20 protein-coding genes are annotated in these 18,542 nt (G+C 63.6%); 7 read left to right on the top strand and 13 right to left on the bottom strand.

The window, feature by feature from the left end:
- Positions 1-248: 248 nt before the first annotated feature.
- From NKJ18_RS15090 to NKJ18_RS15100, 3 genes are all read right to left on the bottom strand, one after another.
- Positions 249-2,129, bottom strand: coding sequence for an ABCB family ABC transporter ATP-binding protein/permease (locus NKJ18_RS15090; protein ID WP_352758560.1), 1,881 nt, complete (start codon positions 2,127-2,129; stop codon positions 249-251).
- 24 nt (positions 2,130-2,153) lie between these two features.
- Positions 2,154-2,489, bottom strand: a complete 336-nt coding sequence (locus tag NKJ18_RS15095; RefSeq protein WP_023805680.1) for an ArsR/SmtB family transcription factor — start codon at positions 2,487-2,489, stop codon at positions 2,154-2,156.
- 230 nt (positions 2,490-2,719) lie between these two features.
- Entirely contained in the window at positions 2,720-4,405 is a 1,686-nt protein-coding gene (locus NKJ18_RS15100; protein ID WP_352758562.1) for a LysM peptidoglycan-binding domain-containing protein, read from the bottom strand.
- Between the two features lie 125 nt (positions 4,406-4,530).
- On the opposite strand from NKJ18_RS15100, the gene NKJ18_RS15105 reads away from it, so the two are divergent.
- From NKJ18_RS15105 to NKJ18_RS15120, 4 genes are all read left to right on the top strand, one after another.
- Positions 4,531-5,142: an LOG family protein gene (locus NKJ18_RS15105; protein ID WP_023673582.1), complete on the top strand. Its 612-nt coding sequence runs from the start codon at positions 4,531-4,533 to the stop codon at positions 5,140-5,142.
- A complete protein-coding gene (locus tag NKJ18_RS15110) occupies positions 5,129-5,404 on the top strand; it encodes a hypothetical protein (protein WP_156033733.1) in 276 nt (91 codons plus the stop codon). Before NKJ18_RS15105 ends, NKJ18_RS15110 begins: the two co-directional genes overlap by 14 nt.
- Before the next feature lie 121 nt (positions 5,405-5,525).
- Positions 5,526-6,830 carry a sulfotransferase family protein gene (locus NKJ18_RS15115; RefSeq protein ID WP_352758564.1) on the top strand — a complete coding sequence of 435 codons (1,305 nt, stop codon included), beginning with the start codon at positions 5,526-5,528 and terminating at the stop codon, positions 6,828-6,830.
- Positions 6,831-6,987: 157 nt separating this feature from the next.
- Positions 6,988-7,980 carry a transporter gene (locus NKJ18_RS15120; protein WP_023709767.1) on the top strand — a complete coding sequence of 331 codons (993 nt, stop codon included), beginning with the start codon at positions 6,988-6,990 and terminating at the stop codon, positions 7,978-7,980.
- Positions 7,981-8,046: 66 nt separating this feature from the next.
- Here the strand turns inward: NKJ18_RS15120 and NKJ18_RS15125 are convergent, their stop codons facing one another.
- The 9 genes from NKJ18_RS15125 to cysS form a co-directional block, all read right to left on the bottom strand.
- The gene (locus tag NKJ18_RS15125; RefSeq protein ID WP_023673578.1) at positions 8,047-8,733 is read right to left on the bottom strand and encodes a glutathione S-transferase family protein; all 687 of its coding nucleotides are present in this window, start codon (positions 8,731-8,733) and stop codon (positions 8,047-8,049) included.
- Between the two features lie 11 nt (positions 8,734-8,744).
- Positions 8,745-9,674: an EamA family transporter RarD gene (gene rarD, locus NKJ18_RS15130; protein ID WP_023673577.1), complete on the bottom strand. Its 930-nt coding sequence runs from the start codon at positions 9,672-9,674 to the stop codon at positions 8,745-8,747.
- Between the two features lie 138 nt (positions 9,675-9,812).
- Entirely contained in the window at positions 9,813-11,429 is a 1,617-nt protein-coding gene (gene cimA / locus NKJ18_RS15135; RefSeq protein WP_352758566.1) for a citramalate synthase, read from the bottom strand.
- A gap of 187 nt (positions 11,430-11,616) precedes the next feature.
- On the bottom strand, positions 11,617-12,579 hold the full coding sequence (gene pip / locus NKJ18_RS15140; RefSeq protein WP_352758568.1) for a prolyl aminopeptidase: 963 nt from the start codon (positions 12,577-12,579) through the stop codon (positions 11,617-11,619).
- Positions 12,580-12,587: 8 nt separating this feature from the next.
- Positions 12,588-13,064, bottom strand: a complete 477-nt coding sequence (locus NKJ18_RS15145) for a GFA family protein (protein WP_023687309.1) — start codon at positions 13,062-13,064, stop codon at positions 12,588-12,590.
- Positions 13,061-13,567, bottom strand: a complete 507-nt coding sequence (locus tag NKJ18_RS15150; protein WP_023687308.1) for a GFA family protein — start codon at positions 13,565-13,567, stop codon at positions 13,061-13,063. Before NKJ18_RS15150 ends, NKJ18_RS15145 begins: the two co-directional genes overlap by 4 nt.
- A gap of 22 nt (positions 13,568-13,589) precedes the next feature.
- The gene (locus NKJ18_RS15155; RefSeq protein ID WP_023673572.1) at positions 13,590-13,976 is read right to left on the bottom strand and encodes a VOC family protein; all 387 of its coding nucleotides are present in this window, start codon (positions 13,974-13,976) and stop codon (positions 13,590-13,592) included.
- The gene (locus NKJ18_RS15160) at positions 13,973-14,377 is read right to left on the bottom strand and encodes an endonuclease domain-containing protein (protein WP_352758570.1); all 405 of its coding nucleotides are present in this window, start codon (positions 14,375-14,377) and stop codon (positions 13,973-13,975) included. Before NKJ18_RS15160 ends, NKJ18_RS15155 begins: the two co-directional genes overlap by 4 nt.
- Before the next feature lie 283 nt (positions 14,378-14,660).
- Entirely contained in the window at positions 14,661-16,094 is a 1,434-nt protein-coding gene (gene cysS, locus NKJ18_RS15165) for a cysteine--tRNA ligase (protein ID WP_352758572.1), read from the bottom strand.
- 390 nt (positions 16,095-16,484) lie between these two features.
- On the opposite strand from cysS, the gene NKJ18_RS15170 reads away from it, so the two are divergent.
- On the top strand, positions 16,485-16,640 hold the full coding sequence (locus tag NKJ18_RS15170; RefSeq protein WP_023673568.1) for a hypothetical protein: 156 nt from the start codon (positions 16,485-16,487) through the stop codon (positions 16,638-16,640).
- Between the two features lie 138 nt (positions 16,641-16,778).
- Here the strand turns inward: NKJ18_RS15170 and NKJ18_RS15175 are convergent, their stop codons facing one another.
- Positions 16,779-17,537, bottom strand: coding sequence for an SOS response-associated peptidase (locus NKJ18_RS15175; RefSeq protein ID WP_352758574.1), 759 nt, complete (start codon positions 17,535-17,537; stop codon positions 16,779-16,781).
- A gap of 126 nt (positions 17,538-17,663) precedes the next feature.
- On the opposite strand from NKJ18_RS15175, the gene NKJ18_RS15180 reads away from it, so the two are divergent.
- Entirely contained in the window at positions 17,664-18,071 is a 408-nt protein-coding gene (locus tag NKJ18_RS15180; protein ID WP_023753097.1) for an NUDIX hydrolase, read from the top strand.
- A gap of 67 nt (positions 18,072-18,138) precedes the next feature.
- Entirely contained in the window at positions 18,139-18,516 is a 378-nt protein-coding gene (locus tag NKJ18_RS15185; RefSeq protein ID WP_023705383.1) for a TIGR02301 family protein, read from the top strand.
- The last annotated feature ends 26 nt before the right edge of the window (positions 18,517-18,542 follow it).

Here is an 18,542-nt window from a genome sequence, read left to right on the forward strand (position 1 = left end):
CGCCAAAATCTCCATGCCTTGCGATATCGCTGGCGCGAACCACCACGAAAGCGCAAATTTCAGTCCATGCCAAAGCTATCTTAGCGCCTATGCCCTTGAGGGGGAGATGGCCGGCAGGCCAGAGGGGGTCGGTTCGACTGGATGCGCCCCCTTGCGACCGATGAAGGTTAGCGCTCCACGCGCGGCGACCCCCTCTGTCGCCTTCGGCGACATCTCCCCCTCAAGGGGGGAGATCGGCGCTCCGCCGCCTAGCTCACCTCCGAAGTCCGCCTGCGCACAACCACACCCAGCTCATCGCTCTCGCGTGCAACTCGAAGCCTCTCTTCGGCTTCTGTCGCTTCGCGCTGGCGGTCCCACATCGACGCGTAGAGGCCATGCTTTTGCATCAGCTCGGCATGGGTGCCGCGCTCGGCGATCTCGCCGTCCTTGAGCACGATGATCTCGTCGGCGGTGATCACCGTCGACAGGCGGTGGGCAATGACGATGGTGGTGCGGCCCTTGCTGACCAGGTCGAGGGCGGCCTGGATTTCCTGTTCGGTGTGGCTGTCCAGCGCCGAGGTCGCCTCGTCGAGCATCAGGATCGGCGGCGCCTTCAAAATCGTGCGGGCAATCGCCACGCGCTGCTTTTCGCCGCCCGACAGTTTTAGCCCGCGCTCGCCAACCATCGAGCGGTAGCCTTCGGGCAGTCGTTCGATGAACGGGCCGATCTGGGCAAGCTCGGCGGCTTTCTGCATGTCTTCCTCGCTGGCGCCGATGCGGCCGTAACGGATGTTGTAGGCGATGGTGTCGTTGAACAGCACGGTGTCCTGCGGCACCATGCCGATGGCGCCGCGCAGGCTCGCCTGCGTCACATCACGGACATCCTGGCCGTCGATCAGCACCTGACCGCCCTGGACGTCGTAGAAGCGGAACAAGAGCCGCGAAATCGTCGACTTGCCGGCGCCGGACGGACCGACAATGGCCACCGTCTTGCCGGCCGGAACCTCGAAGGAGACACCTTTCAGGATCTTGCGGCTGGGGTCGTAGGCGAAGTGCACGTCGCGGAACTCGACCTTGCCGGCTGTAACAGCCAGTGGCTTGGCATCGGGCTTGTCGGTGATTTCCTGCGGCACATCGAGCAGGTCGAACATCTGCTCGATGTCGGTCAGCCCCTGGCGGATTTCGCGGTAGATGAAGCCGATGAAATTGAGCGGCACCGAAAGCTGCATCAGCATGGCGTTGATGAAGACGAAATCGCCGACCGTCTGCGTGCCAGCCTGCACCTCCAGCGCCGACATGCACATGACGATGACGGTGCCGAGACCGAAGATGATGCCCTGGCCGAAATTCAGCCAACCGAGCGAGGTCCATATTCTGGTCGCCGCCATCTCATAGCGTGCCATTGAGCGGTCGAAGCGCTCAGCCTCCATACCCTCGTTGTTGAAGTATTTGACCGTCTCGTAGTTGAGCAGGGAGTCGATCGCCTTGGTATTGGCGTCGGTGTCGCTGTCGTTCATGTCGCGGCGGATCGAGATGCGCCAGTCGCTGGCGCGCACCGTGAACCAGACGTAGAGCCACACCGTGGCCGCCACCACGACCACATATTTCCAGCCATAGGTGTAGGCGAAGATGCCGGTGGTCAGCGCGAATTCGAGGATGGTCGGCGCCGTGTTCAGCATGATGAAGCGCACGATCGTCTCGATGCCCTTGGTGCCGCGCTCTATGATGCGCGACAGGCCGCCGGTGCGGCGCTCGAGGTGAAAGCGCAGCGACAGCTGGTGCATGTGAACGAAGGTGCGGAACGCAAGCTGACGCACCGCATACTGGCCGACGCGGGCAAACAGCGCGTCGCGCAGCTGGTTGAAGCCGAGTTGCACCAGCCGCACGACATTGTAGGCGACGACCAGCATCACCGGCGCCAGCAGGAAGGATGGCAGCGGCGGCGGCGATTTGGCGTCACCGGCCAGAGAATCGGTCGCCCATTTGAAGAAGTACGGCCCGGCAACCAGTGTCAGCTTGGCAACGACTAGAAGCAGCGTCGCCCAGGTGACGCGTGCCCTGAGATCGGCGCGGTCGGCCGGCCACATATAGGGCCACAGATTGCGCAAGGTGCTGAAGGTCGAGCTATCGGAAACGGTTTTTTCTGCCACTTGTCTTGCCTTTTGGGTGAGAAATCAGCGGCCGGAGCAGCAGGAATTGACGAGTGCGGTCAGCGATGCGGAAACGTCGGCGAGCGCGGCGCGGTCGAGCTGATAGCGCGAGCGCTGGCGGTCGGGCTCGAAGCGGACCAAGCCTGCTTCGACCAGGATTTTCAGATGCTGGGAGACCGTCGACTGCGCGAGGTCGAGATGGTCGACAACCTCACGGCAGCAGCAGGAGCGGCTGGCCGACAGATGTCTAAGGATCTCGATGCGCGCCGGGTGCGAGAGTGCGGCGAAGCTCGCGGCAACGGCGCGGCTTTGGGGCGGTGCGCAGTTTGCGTGGTCTGGTTCAGTGAGCGAGTCTGCCATCGTTCATCGGCGATAGACGATGAACGGGTGCGTGGCAAGCTAACCCGATGGGTAGAGCGACCTAATCTCCCCCCTCGAGGGGGAGATGTCGCCGAAGGCGACAGAGGGGGTCGGTACGTCCTGACGCAACGTCGTTTGCAGCAAAGAGAAGGTCGGCGTTCTATGCGCGGCGACCCCCTCTGGCCTGCCGGCCATCTCCCCCTCAAGGGAGGAGATCAAGCGCTCGGCCGCTACTGCGTCTTCACCGGCGCCGTTGTCACCTGCTCGCCCATCGCCTTGAGGTCGGCGGCTTCGCCTTCCTTGGACTTTTCCGGAACCTTGAACACCTGCCCCGGCCAGATGCGGTCGGGATCGCTGATCTGGTCCTGGTTGGCGAGATAGATGGTCGAGAAGCGCACGCCGTGACCGTAGACGCGCCGTGAGATCCGCCACAGCGTGTCGTGCCTGCGGATGATCACCGCGCCGTCGGCATGTTCAAGCTTTGGCGCCACCGTCTCTGGCACATCGGGCGTTGCCGCCGCGACGACGGCTGGAACCTCAGCGGCAGGCGCTGCCGGTGCCGCAGGTGCCCCGGCAACCGCCGGGGCAGCCGGAGCCGGCGCTTCAGCCGCCGGTGCGGCTGGTGCGGACGCGGCAGCAGTTGGTGCGGGCTTCGCAGGGGCAGCCGCGATAGTGGCTGGCGCCGCAGGCTTCGGAGCGGCCGGTGCTTCGGCAGCAGCCGGTGCGGCCGGCTCAGCAGGCTTTGCTTCGGCGGGCTTGGTCTCGGTGGGCTTGGCCTCCGCGGGCGCCACGGCGGCGATCGCTTCGCCGGGTTCGCGCTCGAACGGCACGGCGGCGCGGGCCACGACCTTCACGCCGTCGGCGTCGAGACCGTCGACATGGATGGTGTAGCTGCCGACCGGGATGTCGCGCGTCGCCTCGACCAGGAAATGACCGTCGGGCGAGGTCACCGCATCACCAAGCAGGATATCGTTGGCATAGGCGCGCACCTTGCGGCCGGCGTCAGCCAGACCGGCGACGAAGATCTTGTTGCCGTCGATCTCGACCGCCTCGACGACGATCTTGGGTGCAGCCACGCCTGCCGCCGGCGGCGCTGCAGGTACTGCTGGCGCTGCAGGGGCAGTTGCGGCTTCCACAGCCGGAGCAGCAGGTGCTGTTTCAGCGGCCACGGCAGGCGCAGCCGTAGCAGGCGCCTCAGCGGCTGGGGCAGCGGCCTGATCGCCGGCGGCCGGTGCCGCGGGCTTGGTCTCAGGCGCCGGGACGCTAAGCAGCTCGGCCGGCTTGCCGGGTTCCTCGACCATCGCCAGCACCTGGCCGGCGGCGTCCTTGGGAACCGAAACGACGGCGGTCTGCACGGAAGGGGTAACCACATCGCCGGCCGTCGCGCGCAACGCAATCGTATAGTCGCCGGGCTTCAGCGGATCGTCGAGAACGATGACGAAGGCGCCGTCCGGACCGGCGACAGTCGAGCCAAGCACCGAGGAGCCGTTGAGGATCTCGATCTTCGAATTGGGCGCAGCATTGCCGGCAACGACGATCGAGCCGTTGCTTTCGACGCGCACGACGTCGAAGCTCGGCGCAACCGGGCCGGCCGCGGCCGGCGCTGGGGTTGTTGGGGCAGCAGCGGGCGCGGCAGGTGCCGCCGGAGCCGCAGCTTCGGTCGCGGGAGCCGTTGCGTCGGCAGGCGCGGGTGCTGCGGGAGCCTTGGCATCGGTGGGCGCGGCGGGCGCCGGCGGCAGCCTTCCCTCGGTCCCCGGATCGGCCGGCTTTTCAGCCGGCGGCGTCAGCGATGCAATCGCCGCAGGCGGCGTGGGATTCAGATACGGGTCGAGTGCGCCCGATACATAGGCGGTTCCGACGACCGCGACGGTCCCACCGGCCGCGAACAGAAACGCCTTCAATGGATTAACAGCCATATTTCCCCTACCCCTTAGCCACCTGAAGCCGGTCTAGCGTGTTTTGCCGGCACCGACAAGAAAAAGCCCGGGCTTGTCAGCCCTTGGGGCTTGACCCCGCATTCAGACCCAATCACCAATCACGAATGAACACGATTCGATCCGTCTGCGTCTATTGCGGCTCGTCTCCGGGCCGCGATGAAATCTATGCCAAGGCCGGGCACCTGCTTGGCCGCTCGCTCGCCAAAGCCGGCCTGCGGCTGGTCTATGGCGGCGGCACCAAAGGCATTATGGGCGCAGTCGCCGAAGGCGCGCTCAAGGCCGGCGGCAAGGTAACGGGCATCATTCCGCGCTTCCTCATCAACAAGGAGGCGACCGAAACCGCGCTTGACCGGCTCGACGAGTTGCTGATCACCGACAACATGCACGAGCGCAAGCACAAGATGTTCGAGAAATCCGACGCCTTTGTGGCGCTGCCCGGCGGCATCGGCACGGTCGAGGAAATCGTCGAGATCATGACCTGGGGCCAGCTCGGCCATCACCGCAAGCCGATCGTCTTCGCCAACGTTCAAGGATTCTGGGATCCGATGCTGGCGCTGCTCGACCATATGGCCAGCGAAGGCTTCATCCACACCGCGCAACGGGTCAAGCCGCTGGTGGTCGAAGACCCCGAGGCCATCGTCGCCGCCATCATGGTGGCGGGGTCGTCGGTCGATGCGCCGACGGAAGGCGTGCAGTCTGTAATTGACAAGATGTGAGGACGAAGCCGGCCTTGGCTCAGGCGGCCAGGAATTGAGCCCGGTTGGTGTCGTCGGCCTGGCGCACCAACTGCGCCGCGTCGTGCTGGCGCTCAAGGCTGCCGGCTACGAAACACTGGGCAACACCTGGATCGGCGACAGCAACAAGGCCAGCCTGGCCCAGAAGCAGAAGTCCAATGCGAAGCCACTGATCGACTGCATCTGCTTGGCAAGGATCTGTAGCGTTGGGGCAGCTGACTTCGATCTGTCCAGCTTTTCTTGAGCTCCGTCTTGTGCGCAATGTAAGCACGTTGGCGACGATTTCCATTTGCAGCCCGCTTCGCAGTTGGTTATCGGAGAACATTGGGCGGGAACGGAAATTTGGAGAGCGAGACAAAGGGGAGATGAATCCGCGCGAGCGATTGACGGCCGCGAAGGGCGAGATCGCGTCGGAACCAAGGACGGCGATCCTGGTCCTCGGAATGCACCGCAGCGGCACCTCGGCGCTCGGCGCCCTCGTCGCCGCGCATGGAGCCACGCCGCCGAAACATCTGCTGCCCGGGAGCCTCCACAATCCCAAGGGACATTGGGAAAGTACCCCACTCACCATCGCCGACGACCACCTGCTCACGGCGGCCGCCTCCTCCTGGCAAGATTGGCTGCCGCTAGATCGGCAGTGGCTGCAGTCGCCGGCAGCCGAGCGATTTCGGCCCATGATGACGGCGATCATTGCCAGCGAGTTCGGCGATGCCCCCCTGTTTTTCGTCAAGGATCCGCGGATCTGCCGGTTCCTTCCCTTCATAGCCTCGATCCTGGCCGATCTCAGGATTGACCCGATCGCATTTCTGCCTGTTCGCAACCCGCTCGAAGTCGCCTGTTCGCTGCAGGAACGGGATCAAATGGCACTGCCGACAGCGTTCATGCTGTGGCTCAGGCACGTGCTCGAAGCGGAGCATCATTCGCGACACATGCCGCGCTGTATCCTGCGCCACGAAGACCTGTTGAGCGACTGGCGACATCAGATGGACCGCGCGGCCAGGGAGACCGGAATCGTCTGGCCTGTCACGTCCGATCACGCCGACGCCGCAATCGCCGAGTTCCTGGACAAGGATCTGCATCATCAGCGGGCCTCGGTCGCTGATCTGCAAAACCATCCGGATGCCACGCCGTTAGTCCGCAGTGCCTATGCCATTTTGCGCAGTATGGCGTCTGAAGGCGACAGCCAGGACTTGCGCGACCAGCTCGACAGGGTGCGGGCGACGTTCGATGAGAGCTGCGATGTGGTTGGCAAGGCCGTTGCCGCAGGGAACCTGGCCGCTAAACGGCTACACGGCGAACTGGGAAAGGGCATCGTCGAGCGTGACGCCCTCGCTGACGCCCAACAGGCCCTCATCCGAGACCGAGACAGCTTCATGGCGGAGCGTGACGCGCTCGCTCACGCCCAGCAGGACCTCATCCAAGCCCGAGACAGCTTCATGGCGGAGTGTGATGCGCTTGCTCACGCCCAGCAGGACCTCATCCAAGCCCGAGACAGCTTCATGGCGGAGCGTGACGCGCTCGCCCTGGGCCAAGACGGCCTCGTAGCCGAGCGTAGCGCGCTGGCCAGGATCCGAGACGACCTGGTGGCGGAGCGCGATGCGGCGCTTGCGTCACGCAGATGGCGATTGACCGGACCGTTGCGATGGGTGAGCTCCATTCGTCGGCGATAGCAGCAAACACTCTAAACGCTGCTCGACAAACTGTGATCGCCTGTCAAGAAACCGTCACACGGAACCCGCCTCCCTCGTGTTACGAAGGACGGGTCGGCATCCGCGCGTCGGCATAGTCGAAATCTGAACCTGGTCGAAATTCTTGGCGAGGCGAGCCGTGAACATTGCTCTCAACGCGGAAGGCCTGTCGCCTTACCTGCCCGACGAGCACGGGCTGTTCTTCATCTACCATTTCACCGCCGAGGGCCTGCGCACCAAGGACGCGGCCGAGGTTGCATGGACATGGCGCAGCTACCAGCTGTCCGACCTGCGCGCCCGTCATGAGATCGCCGCCGAGCAGGCTCTGCCCGGGCCGGTGCGCGAAGCTTTCCTCGGCGCCAGCCAGGGTTGCCACATCGATCTCGAGGATGCCTGGCTTTATGGCGACCTGCCGGATCTGCGCCACGACTATTCGGCGGAAGCGCGCGGGCTCGGCCATTTCCGTTTTGCGCTCAACGACAAGACGCTGATCGGCGCGCGCAAGCAGCCACTGGAATCGGTCGATCTCATCCGCAAGGCGGTGGAGAGCGGCTCGCGCAAATTCCGCTCCCCCGCCGACCTGGTCGAAGCGGTCATGGGCCAGTCGCTCGACGGCATGGCGGCCGAGCTCCACGGTCTTGGCGATACGCTGGACGGCATCGAGGACCGTATCGTGCGCGATGCCTGGCACGGCGAGCGGCAGCCGCTGGTCGAGGCGCGCCGTCAACTGGTGGTCATCCACCGGCAGATGGCGACGCTCACAAACCTTTTTCGCCATCTCGACCATTCGCATCGCAATGAGCTGCCCGATCGGATCAATGACATGGCGACAAGGCTCTCGCACCGGGCACACACGCTCTATCACGACGGCGAGCAGTTGCAGGCACGCGCAAGGTTGCTGCAGGACGAGTTGATGGCCAAGCTGACAATGCAGTCCAACCAGCTGCTCTATGTGCTGTCGGTGATGACGGCGGTGCTGTTGCCGATGACCATCATATCAGGCCTGTTCGGCATGAATGTCGGTGGCCTGCCCATGGTCAATACGCCGATGGGCTTCTGGGTGGTCTCGGCGGTTTCGATCGTGATCGCCGCGGCGACCTACATGTTCGTAAGGCGGCTCGGGCGGACGTAACGCCTCGATCCCTTTGTTTTCACTCAATTCCCAAGGGAACGCGACGCGCTTTTCCTGGAATGCCCATCACGCCGTAGCGCGAAGATCCTCGACGATGGTGCCGGCGGCAGCGACCTCCGCCTCATGGTCCGGCTCCCGCCAGGTCTCGGCGAGACCCGCGGCATACCATTCCTGCATGGCCGGCAGGCCAAGCAATTGCGGGGGATAGGCTGCAGCTGCCCCTTCGAAAGACAGCCCATAGGATAGCACACGGAACGCCACCGGAGCAAAGAAGGCGTCGACGGCGGTAAAATGGCCGCCGGCAAGGAACGGCCCGCCGAACAGGGCAAGGCCATCGTTCCAGAGATCGCCCAAACGGAACAGATCCTGCTTCAGCGCGTCCGACATCGGCAACGGTTTCACCCGCAAGCCGCAATTCATCGGGCATGCGCCGCGCAAGGCCGTGAAACCAGAATGCATTTCGGCGGCGGCCGAGCGCGCCCAGGCTCGCGCCTTGGCCTCAGCAGGCCACACACCATGGTGGCGCTCGGCGAGATACTCGGCAATAGCCAGCGAATCCCAGACAGCCCAGCCGTCATCCACCAGGCAAGGCACGCGCCCGCTGGGCGAGAACGCCCGGTAGAGATCGAAACTGGGCCCGGTCGGAAACGGCGTCAATTGCTCCTCGAACGGAATGTCGAGGGTGCGCATCAGCACCCATGGCCGCAGCGACCATGACGAATAGTTCTTGTTGGCGATATGCAGCACGTACATCGAAAGGCTCCCTACTTCGGGGCCAACGCCACCGGGCGGATTTCACGGCCACGAAACATCGACCAGGAATACATCGCCAATGCCGCCCAGATCAGCGCGAAGGCAATTGCTTGCGTGGTGCCGAACGGCTCGTCGAAAATCAGCACGGCGATCAGGAACACCATGGTCGGTGCGATGTACTGCATGATGCCGATGGTGGAGAGGCGCAGAAGCTTGGCGCCGAAGGCGAACAGAAGCAGCGGCACCGAGGTGACTGGGCCGCAGCCGATGAGCAAAGCCATATCGGTGCCGTTGCTGGAGATGAAATGGTCCTGGCCGTTGACGACCAGGAAGACGATGTAGGCAAGCGCCGGCACCGACAGCAAAAGCACTTCGAGCAGAAAGCCCTGGCTCGGGCCGATCGGCAACGTCTTGCGGAAGAACCCATAGGCAGCGAAGGAAAAGGCCAGCGCCAGCGACACCCAAGGCAATTTGCCGGCATCGACGGTCAGAACGGCAACTGCGACCGCCGCCAGCAACACGGCCGCGATCTGCAGCCGGTCGAGCTTCTCGCCGAGCAACAACGCGCCGACGACGATGCTAACTAATGGGTTGATGTAGTATCCGAGCGCCGTCTCGACGGTGCGGTCGACCGAGATCGCCCAGACATAGATGGCCCAATTGACGGAGATCAGGGTCGCCGTCAACGCCGCCATGGCGATGCTGCGTGGTGAGCGGATTGCCGCCTTGAAATCGGCGGTCCGACCGGCCCAGACCAGCACCGCGGCGGCAATCGGCACCGACCAGACGATGCGGTGGGCGATCACCTCGATCAGCGGCAGATGCGCAACCGCCTTCATGTAGAAGGGCAACAGGCCCCATAGCAGATAAGCGCCGAGCGCGAGGAGAAAGCCGCTGCGGGCTTTGGAGTCGGCGTCGGGCTGGATCGTGTCGCTGGCCATGGCAACCGCTATGGCCCAGTGGGCCATCCAAAACCATCGCAAAATTATGATGGATCAATGGACTTCCGCTGATGGCTCAAGGGGCGGCGCAAGTTCCTCGCCCCACTTCGGGGGCGAGGAAACCCACGTCTTGCAACCCTACTCCGCCGCCACCAATCCCGCCATGTCGCGGTTCTTCATCAGCTTGTAGACGATCGAATCCATCAGCGCCTGGAAAGAGGCGTCGATTATGTTTTCCGACACGCCGACCGTCCACCAGCGTGCGCCGGTGCCGTCATGCGATTCGATCAGGACGCGAGTGATCGCCTCGGTGCCGCCATTGAGGATACGCACCTTGAAATCGGCGAGCTCCATGTCGGCGATCTCGCTCTGGAATTTGCCGAGGTCCTTGCGCAACGCGATGTCGAGCGCGTTGACCGGGCCGTGGCCTTCGGCCACCGACATCTTCTCCTCGCCCTCGACCATCACCTTGACGATGGCTTCGGAGACCGTCTTCAACTGGCCGTTGGCATCGAAGCGGCGCTCGACCATGCAGCGGAACGAAGTGACGTTGAAGAACTCCGGCAGGCCGTGCAGCATTTTGCGCGCCAACAGCTCGAAGGAGGCATCGGCGCCCTCATAGGCGTAGCCCTCGGCCTCGCGCTCCTTGACCACCGAGATCAGCGCATCGAGACGATGGTCGTCTCTGGGCACATCGATGCCGCGCCGCTTCAGCTCGGCGAGGAAATTGGCCTTGCCGCCCTGGTCCGAAACCATAACGCGGCGGCGGTTGCCTACCGCCTCGGGCGGCACATGTTCATAGGTCGCCGGCTCCTTGGCCAGTGCGGAGGCATGGATGCCGGCCTTGGTGGCGAAGGCCGAGGCGCCAACATAGGGCGCCTGCGCTTCCGGAGCACGGTTCAGCAATTCGTCGAAGGCGCGGGAAAGCCGGGATATCCCGGTCAGCGCCTCGGCCGAGATGCCGGTTTCAAACCGATCGGCGAAGGCCGGCTTCAGCGCCAGCGTCGGTACGATCGAGACCAGATTGGCGTTGCCGCAGCGCTCGCCGATGCCGTTCAGCGTGCCTTGGATCTGGCGCACGCCGGCCTCGACGGCGGCGAGCGAATTGGCCACCGCTTGGCCGGTGTCGTCATGGGCATGGATGCCGAGATGGCCGCCCGGAATACCTGAAACAATGACCTTGTCGACGATGGCGCGCACTTCCGAGGGCTGCGTGCCACCATTGGTGTCGCACAACACCACCCAGCGCGCGCCGGCATCATAGGCGGTCCTGGCGCAGGCCAGTGCGTAGTCCGGATTGGCCTTGAAGCCGTCGAAGAAATGCTCGCAATCGACCATCGCTTCCTTGCCGGCGGCAACAGCTGCTTCGACCGACGCGTTGATCGAGTCGAGGTTTTCCTCATTGGTGCAGCCGAGCGCGACGCGGACATGATAGTCCCAGCTCTTGGCGACGAAGCAGATGGCGTCGGACTTGGACTGCACGAGCGCTGCCAGGCCCGGGTCGTTGGATGCCGACACGCATGCCCGCTTGGTCATGCCGAAGGCGACGAACTTTGCCTTCGCCGTGCGCTTCTGCTGGAAGAAGGCGGTGTCGGTCGGATTGGCGCCGGGATAGCCGCCTTCGACATAGTCCATGCCGAACTCATCGAGCAGCTTGGCAATCGCGATCTTGTCCTCGACGGAAAAGTCGATGCCCGGCGTCTGCTGGCCATCGCGGAGGGTTGTGTCGAAGAGATAGAGGCGTTGTTTGGTCATTGTTCTGTTGGCGCGCGAGCACCCCCCTCTGGCCTGCCGGCCATCTCCCCCTCAAGGGGGAAGATCGGCAGCTTTAGCGTCGGTTCGTTTCCTGCAGCGATGAAGATTTGCGAAAGCGCCGATGACAGCCAATCTCCCCCCTTGAGGGGGAGATGTCCGGCAGGACAGAGGGGGGTGCCACGCGCTGTCATTTCCCCGCAAACCCATCCGTCGCGCGTATCAGCCGATCCAGAATCCCCGGCTCCGAATAGGAATGGCCGGCGCCTTCGATGAGGTGGAAATCCGCCTTCGGCCAGGCCTTGTGCAGGGCCCAGGCATAGCGCGCCGGGCACGGCATGTCGTAGCGGCCGTGGACGATTGTGCCGGGAATATCCGCGAGCTTATGGGCATCGCGCAGAAGCTGCCCCTCCTCCAGCCAGCCGGCGTGGACGAAATAGTGGTTCTCGATGCGGGCAAAGGCGATGGCGAAGTCGTCCTCGCCGAACTTGTCGCTGGTCTCCGGCTCCGGTAGCAGCGTGATCGTCTCACCTTCCCACAGGCTCCAGGCAAGGGCGGCTTCCAGCTGCGCCTTGCCATCGGCGCCGACCAACCGCCTGCGGTAAGCGGCCATCATGTCGCCGCGCTCGGCCTCAGGAATTGGCGCCAGGAAACGCTCCCATTTGTCGGGGAACATCTCGGAGACGCCGAACTGATAGTACCATTCGAGTTCGGCGCGGGTCAGCGTGTAGATGCCGCGCACGACAAGCTCGCTGACGCGATTAGGATGCGTCTCGGCATAGGCCAGCGCCAGCGTCGAGCCCCACGAGCCGCCGAACACCAGCCATTTTTCGAAGCCGCACATCTCACGCAGCCGCTCGATGTCGGCAACCAGGTGCCAGGTGGTGTTGGCCTCGAGCGAGGCGTTGGGTGTCGATTTCCCGCAGCCGCGCTGGTCGAACAGGATGACGTCGTAAAGCTTCGGGTCGAACAATTGCCGATGTTTTGGCGAGAAGCCGCCGCCGGGACCGCCATGCAGGAAAACGGCCGGCTTGGCGCCCCTGGTTCCGGAGCGCTCCCAGTAGATATGATGGCCGTCGCCGACATCGAGATCGAGCATGCCGGACTCGTACGCCTCGATCTCTGGATAAAGAGTACGAAGTTCACTGTTCATTTCATTGCTCATATCTTCAGGCCGTGCGCGGGCCAGTCCGTGGTTTCGTGGTCGGGATGCTGGAAGGAGATGATCTGCTCCTGGCGGGAGTAGAAATCCGGATCCTGATGCATGGGCTGGTCAAAGATCGTTTCCACCCAAGGCAATCGGACCGCGTAGTTGACCTGGATCTGCGGCGCCAGATCGGAGCGGTCGTCGAAGGCGCCGATGGCGATCTCCAGTGCGCCAGGTTGGCGATAGGTCAGCGGTGTACCGCAGCGGGCACAGAAGCCGCGATCGATGTTGACCGACGACTGGAAATAGGTGGGCTCTTCGCGCATCCATTCGACGCCATCCTTGGGCACTGTCACCAGCGCGCCGAAAAACGAACCGAACTGTTTCTGGCACATGCGGCAATGGCAGATGGACGCCCGGCCGAGCTTGCCCTTGATGCGGAAACGCACGGCACCGCACTGGCAGCCGCCGGTTCGAACTTCATCGGTCATGATTTTCCCTCTGGCGGCCGGTGTTCGGTGTCCCATTGTTCGGTGTCATGGTCGGGATGCTGGTAGGAGACGAGCTCGGCGAGATAAGGCGCCGACGACATGTCGGCCATAGTGTCCTCGCCCGGCAATTGCGGGATGGTATCGACATAGGGAAGTTTTGCCTCCGTGCCCCACTGGATCAGCGGCACGATATCAGCCGGATTGTCGAAGGCGCCGATGGCGAGGCCGATGCCGTCGGGCGCGGTAAAGGTCAGCGGCGTGCCGCAATTGGCGCAAAAGCCGCGATCGACATGGCTGGACGAGGCGAAATATTTCGGTTCGCCGCGCGTCCAGTCGAGTTTGGCGCCACGCACCGAGACCAGGGGCGCGTAAAATGAGCCGAACGCCTTCTGGCACATGCGGCAATGGCAGATCGAGGCGTCACCCAGCGCACCCTCGACGCGAAAGCGCACCGCGCCGCACTGGCAGCCACCGGTGTAGATCGGCCGGTTGTCGAGGCTCATGGCGTCTCACTCCGTTTCATAGTCATTCGGGCGCATGGCAGACGGCCTCGACATTGTTGCCGTCGGGATCCAAGACGAAGGCGCCGTAATAGTCCGGGTGATAATGCGGGCGCAGCCCCGGCCCGCCATTGTCCTTGCCGCCGGCGGCGAGCGCCGCGGCATGGAAGGCGTCGACCTCGGCGCGGCTGCGCGCGGTGAAGGCGACGTGCTGATGGGTCCTCGGCTTGTCATCGCTGGCCTGCAGCCAGAACACCGGCCGGTCGCGGCCATAGCCACCGACCTTGGCGCCGCCGGTATATTCCAGTGGCACCATGTAGATCAGCGAGGCGCCAAGCGGCGCTATCGCCTGGTCATAAAAGGCTTTCGACGCGTCGAAGTCGGCGACATTGATGCCGAGATGGTCGATCATGAAACAAGCTCCTCCCTTGCTGGCGCCGGCACGTCGGCGCCGGCCAAGCCGGCCCCGATGACGATGTGCTGGCAGGCATTGTCGATATCGCGGATGACGTCGTCCTTCCAGAAGCGCAGGATGGTCCAGCCACTGGCACTCAATTGAGCGCTGCGTGCCTTGTCGCGTTCTGCATCTTCTACGTCGGCATGCTGACTGCCATCAACCTCGACTACGAGGTGGTGGGCCGAACAGGCGAAGTCGACAATGTAGGGTCCAATCGGTACCTGTCGGCGAAAGCTTATCCCCATCAGCCGGTGAGCCCGCAACTCATTCCACAGTTTCAGCTCGGCATCGGTCATGACGCGACGCATGGACTTTGCATTCTTGCGCTGACGCGATGGAACGAGGTCGTGACCCATGCTCAGGCCACTCCGCGCTGGCGATTAGCGAAAACCGAGGCGAGGGCTGATCTCCCCCCTTGCGGGGGAGATGTCCGGCAGGACAGAGGGGGGTGCTGTCCCGCCAGCGTCTCAACCGGCAGCCATTGCGTTCTCAGAAAGTGGCCGAAATGAAAGTGGGCAAGAAGGAACGCTGGCGTTCCTTCGCACCCCCCTCTGTCCTGCCGGACATCTCCCCCGCAAGGGGGGAGATTGGCTGTCGCTGCCGCCTTCGCCAATCTTACAACGGTGTCTCGCGCCACCCTCACCGCTTTACCTCCCACGTCGTCACGCGTTCGCCCGTGACAGGATCCTTGCCGTCTTTCAGCTGCACGCCTTGCGTCAGCAACTCGTCGCGGATGCGGTCGGCCTCGGCCCAGTTTTTCGCTGCGATCAGTTCCAAGCGCTTGGCGATCGCCTTGGCGATCGCTGCCTCGTCGACCTTGGCCGCGCCGATATCGAAGCCGAGGAACAACAGCGATGCCTTCAGCGATGCGGCCGCTTCGTTGCCCTCCGCGGCCTCACCGGCAAGCTGCGTGAGTTGCTGGAAGGCGGCGTAGGTGGCGAGGTCGTCCGACAGTGCCGCCACAATCTCCGCCGGGACTTGCCCTGCCGACGGGGAGAGATCGGCGGCGCGCTTCCATTTGCGCAGCGTATTCTCGGCCTCTTCCAGCTTGCGTACGGAAAAATCGATCGGCTCGCGGTAATGCGTCATCAGCATCGCCAGCCGCAGCACCTCGCCCGGCCATTTGCGGCCGCCGAAAGTGTCGGTTTCCAGCAGTTCGGCGATGGCGTAGAAATTGCCGACGCTCTTCGACATTTTCTGGCCCTCGACCTGCAGGAAGCCGTTGTGCATCCAGACATTGGCCATGACGTCGGTGCCGTGGGCGCAACGCGACTGGGCGATCTCGTTCTCATGGTGCGGGAAGATCAGGTCGAGGCCGCCGCCATGGATGTCGAAGACGTCGCCGAGATAGGCGGCCGACATGGCCGAGCACTCGATATGCCAACCGGGCCGGCCCCTGCCCCATGGGCTGTCCCAGCCGGGCTCCTCCGGTGACGACAATTTCCACAGCACGAAATCCCCCGGGCTCCTCTTGTGAGCGTCGACGGCAATTCGCGCACCGGCCTGCTGTTCGTCGAGATTGCGCTTCGACAGCTCGCCATAATCCGGCATCGAGGCGGTGTCGAACAGCACTTCGCCGGCGGCGACATAGGCGTGGCCGCGTTCGATCAAACGTTCGATAAGGGTGATCATGTCAACCTTGCCGTCGGCGCGGCGCGCGACGAACTCGGTGGCGCGTGGCTCGACCGTCGGCGGCAAGCAGCCGAGTGCGGCGACATCCTTGTGGTACTGATCGGCGGTTTTTTCGGTGACGCGGCGGATCGCCTCGTTGAGCGTCAGGCTTCCCGACGCGATCTCGGCGCCGAAATCGCGCAGCGCGCGGGCGTTTATCTTGTCGTCGACATCCGTGATGTTGCGCACATACGTGACACCAGCCTCGCCATAGAGGTGACGCAGCAAACGGAACAGCACGTCGAAGACGATCGCCGGACGCGCATTGCCGATGTGGGCAAAGTCGTAGACGGTCGGGCCGCAGACATACATGCGCACATTCGACGGGTCGATCGGGAGGAACACGTCCTTCGTCCGCGTTAGCGTGTTGTAGAGGCTGAGACCCTTCGATGCGTCAGACATGCGTGCCCTTCCGGCCCGTTAAGTTCTGGATGGAGTCTAACCTGTGCCAAGGCACAAATCGGCTCCAGCCTGCTGGCCGGGGCGTTTGTCCACTCTGGGGAAAGATGAGGCGAAAACGTCCGGACCAGCGCGAAGCTAGCCAATAATGCAAATGCCACAAATGGCGGAAAACGTTTTCATCGGCGGCTTTATCGCCTTGGCCGGTGTTGCCGTCAAGTCGCAACTTCCGGCAAAAGCGTCGCTGGATCATAGGTCAGGAGCCGCTGAAACATTTTATTAAACATGTCGGCACAGTCATGAAACATTCGCCGGCTAGTCCACCATAGGTCACGATTCGGTCAGATTCGGCCGGCAAACGCAGACACGGAAATGTTACCAGGGAAGAGATCGATGTCACGAACCAAGCAGGAATCGAGCCGCGCCAAGCAACCGGCGCTCGCCAACCACTACCGTGCGATCGGCCCGGCCGCGATCGTCGCCGCCCTTCTCCATACCGCGAAGAATAAAAAGCCGGCGCCGAAAATCACTTCGCCCCGCGCTGCCTGAACAGGCATCGTGCCGGCCGCCGACAAGGCGTGCGCCGGAACGGAAGGCTGAGGCGCCCATAGCGCGCCTGAAAACAACAGCTCTTCCTATTGAGCAGGTTCTTCCCGAAGACCGGACCTGGCTTCTTGGGAGCGCGCTCTAAAACAGCGTCATCTGACTGTCGTCCGCGCCGGGCTTCTGGCGCCTGACCTTGCCGGGCTCGACGATGCCCATGTCCTGTATCTCCGGCCCGGTGTTGGCGACCTTGTTGACGAGGTCGGAGACCGGAATTGCCTCGAAGAAATCGGGCAGCGCGGGCTTGAGCAGGTCGGCCACATCGCGCGGTTCGAGCGTGCGGCAGTCCAGCCAGCGGGCAAAATCTTCCGGCGCGATCACCACCGGCATCCGGTCATGGATATGGGCGATGCCGGCATTGGCGTTGACGTTAAGAATGGCGCCGGTGTCCATTTCCGAACCGCCCGGCTCGGCATAGGTTTCGATCAGCCCGGCAAAGGCGATCAACCCGCCATGCCTCGGCCGCATCCAGTAGGGCTGGCCCTTCTTGCCGCTGCCGGATTGCTGCCACTCATAGAAGCCGGAGGCCGGAACCAAGGCACGGCGATGGCGCATGGCGGCTTTGAACGAGGCTTTTTCAATAGCGCCTTCCGAACGCGCGTTGATGAGCAGCGGAAATTCCCTGGTGTCCTTGACCCAGGTGGGGATCAGCCCCCAGCGCACCAGCATCGCCTGGCGATCCGGGAAATTCGAGCCCGGCATGCGCGGCGGCCCCGACAGCGCCATCAGCACCGGCTGCGTCGGCGCGATGTTGTAGCGGGCCGGAAAATCCTCCAGCTCCGCCAGGCCGAGCAAGGCGGCGGTCTGGTCCGGCGTGGCCGTCAGGGCAAAGCGTCCGCACATGGGAAAGCTCGATGAAATGATCCGATCGCGAAAGTGGCGATGGAACCGGCGTTGCGCAACCGCTAAAGCTCAATGCCGCCGGCCGGTCCACAAGGGTCTGGCCTCAAATAGGCGAAAACGAGATCGATGAACGAGCAGCGCAAGACACTTCCCGCAGTCTCGGTCGCCGTCGTGCGCGGCAGGACGGTGCTGCTGGTCAAACGGGCGCGGCCGCCGTCGCAGGGGCTTTATGCCTTTCCCGGCGGCAAGGTCGAGCCCGGCGAGACGCTGCAAGAAGCAGCGTCGCGCGAATTGCTGGAGGAAACCGGGCTGCGGGCGCAGGACTATCGTCCGCTTCGCGACATCCACATCGACGGCAGCGGCGAGAACCACCCGGTCGACTATCTGCTGACCGTGTTCGGCGCCGTTTATGCCGGCGGCGAAGCGACGGCCAGCGACGATGCCGAGACCGCCGCCTTCTATAGTCTTGATGAAATGGCGACGCTGCCGCTCGCGGGTGACGTCATGGAGGTGGCTGAAGAGCTTTTGGCCTGAAGCAGGCCGATATCTGCCGCTCCGAGAATCGCCTTGCAGGCGACAAAATGTTTCGTCAGATAGACTTATGACCCGCACCTCGCTGTTCCTTGCCGCATGCATCGCCGCCGCCACGGCTTTTGCCGTGCAGCCGGCGCTGGCCGCCGAGTCGCCGTTCGAGCCCGGGCTGATGCGACTGGCCGAGGTGCTGGGGTCGCTGCATTTCCTGCGCAATCTGTGCGGCGAAAAGGGCGACCAGTGGCGCACCGAGATGGAAAAGCTGATCGATTCGGAAAATCCCGATCCGGAGCGGCGTGCCCGCTTCATCGCCAGCTTCAACCGCGGTTACCGTTCCTTCGGCGGCACCTATACCCAATGCACGCCGTCAGCGACCGAAGCCATCAGCCGCTACATGAAGGAAGGCGAGACGCTGTCGCGCGACATCGCCTCGCGTTACGGCAACTGACGAGCGCCAGACGGCGTTTAGCCAAC

This window comes from Mesorhizobium sp. M0217, from assembly GCF_040321955.1.
GTDB lineage: Bacteria > Pseudomonadota > Alphaproteobacteria > Rhizobiales > Rhizobiaceae > Mesorhizobium.

Excerpts from the sequence above, each read along its gene's own strand:
- NKJ18_RS15095 (WP_023805680.1), bottom strand. The coding sequence starts at position 2,489 with ATGGCAGACTCGCTCACTGAACCAGACCACGCAAACTGCGCACCGCCC.
- NKJ18_RS15100 (WP_352758562.1), bottom strand. The coding sequence starts at position 4,405 with ATGGCTGTTAATCCATTGAAGGCGTTTCTGTTCGCGGCCGGTGGGACC.
- NKJ18_RS15105 (WP_023673582.1), top strand. The coding sequence starts at position 4,531 with ATGAACACGATTCGATCCGTCTGCGTCTATTGCGGCTCGTCTCCGGGC.
- NKJ18_RS15115 (WP_352758564.1), top strand. The coding sequence starts at position 5,526 with ATGAATCCGCGCGAGCGATTGACGGCCGCGAAGGGCGAGATCGCGTCG.
- NKJ18_RS15125 (WP_023673578.1), bottom strand. The coding sequence starts at position 8,733 with ATGTACGTGCTGCATATCGCCAACAAGAACTATTCGTCATGGTCGCTG.
- rarD (WP_023673577.1), bottom strand. The coding sequence starts at position 9,674 with ATGGCCAGCGACACGATCCAGCCCGACGCCGACTCCAAAGCCCGCAGC.
- cimA (WP_352758566.1), bottom strand. The coding sequence starts at position 11,429 with ATGACCAAACAACGCCTCTATCTCTTCGACACAACCCTCCGCGATGGC.
- pip (WP_352758568.1), bottom strand. The coding sequence starts at position 12,579 with ATGAACAGTGAACTTCGTACTCTTTATCCAGAGATCGAGGCGTACGAG.
- NKJ18_RS15145 (WP_023687309.1), bottom strand. The coding sequence starts at position 13,064 with ATGACCGATGAAGTTCGAACCGGCGGCTGCCAGTGCGGTGCCGTGCGT.
- NKJ18_RS15150 (WP_023687308.1), bottom strand. The coding sequence starts at position 13,567 with ATGAGCCTCGACAACCGGCCGATCTACACCGGTGGCTGCCAGTGCGGC.
- NKJ18_RS15155 (WP_023673572.1), bottom strand. The coding sequence starts at position 13,976 with ATGATCGACCATCTCGGCATCAATGTCGCCGACTTCGACGCGTCGAAA.
- NKJ18_RS15160 (WP_352758570.1), bottom strand. The coding sequence starts at position 14,377 with ATGGGTCACGACCTCGTTCCATCGCGTCAGCGCAAGAATGCAAAGTCC.
- cysS (WP_352758572.1), bottom strand. The coding sequence starts at position 16,094 with ATGTCTGACGCATCGAAGGGTCTCAGCCTCTACAACACGCTAACGCGG.
- NKJ18_RS15170 (WP_023673568.1), top strand. The coding sequence starts at position 16,485 with ATGTCACGAACCAAGCAGGAATCGAGCCGCGCCAAGCAACCGGCGCTC.
- NKJ18_RS15175 (WP_352758574.1), bottom strand. The coding sequence starts at position 17,537 with ATGTGCGGACGCTTTGCCCTGACGGCCACGCCGGACCAGACCGCCGCC.
- NKJ18_RS15180 (WP_023753097.1), top strand. The coding sequence starts at position 17,664 with ATGAACGAGCAGCGCAAGACACTTCCCGCAGTCTCGGTCGCCGTCGTG.
- NKJ18_RS15185 (WP_023705383.1), top strand. The coding sequence starts at position 18,139 with ATGACCCGCACCTCGCTGTTCCTTGCCGCATGCATCGCCGCCGCCACG.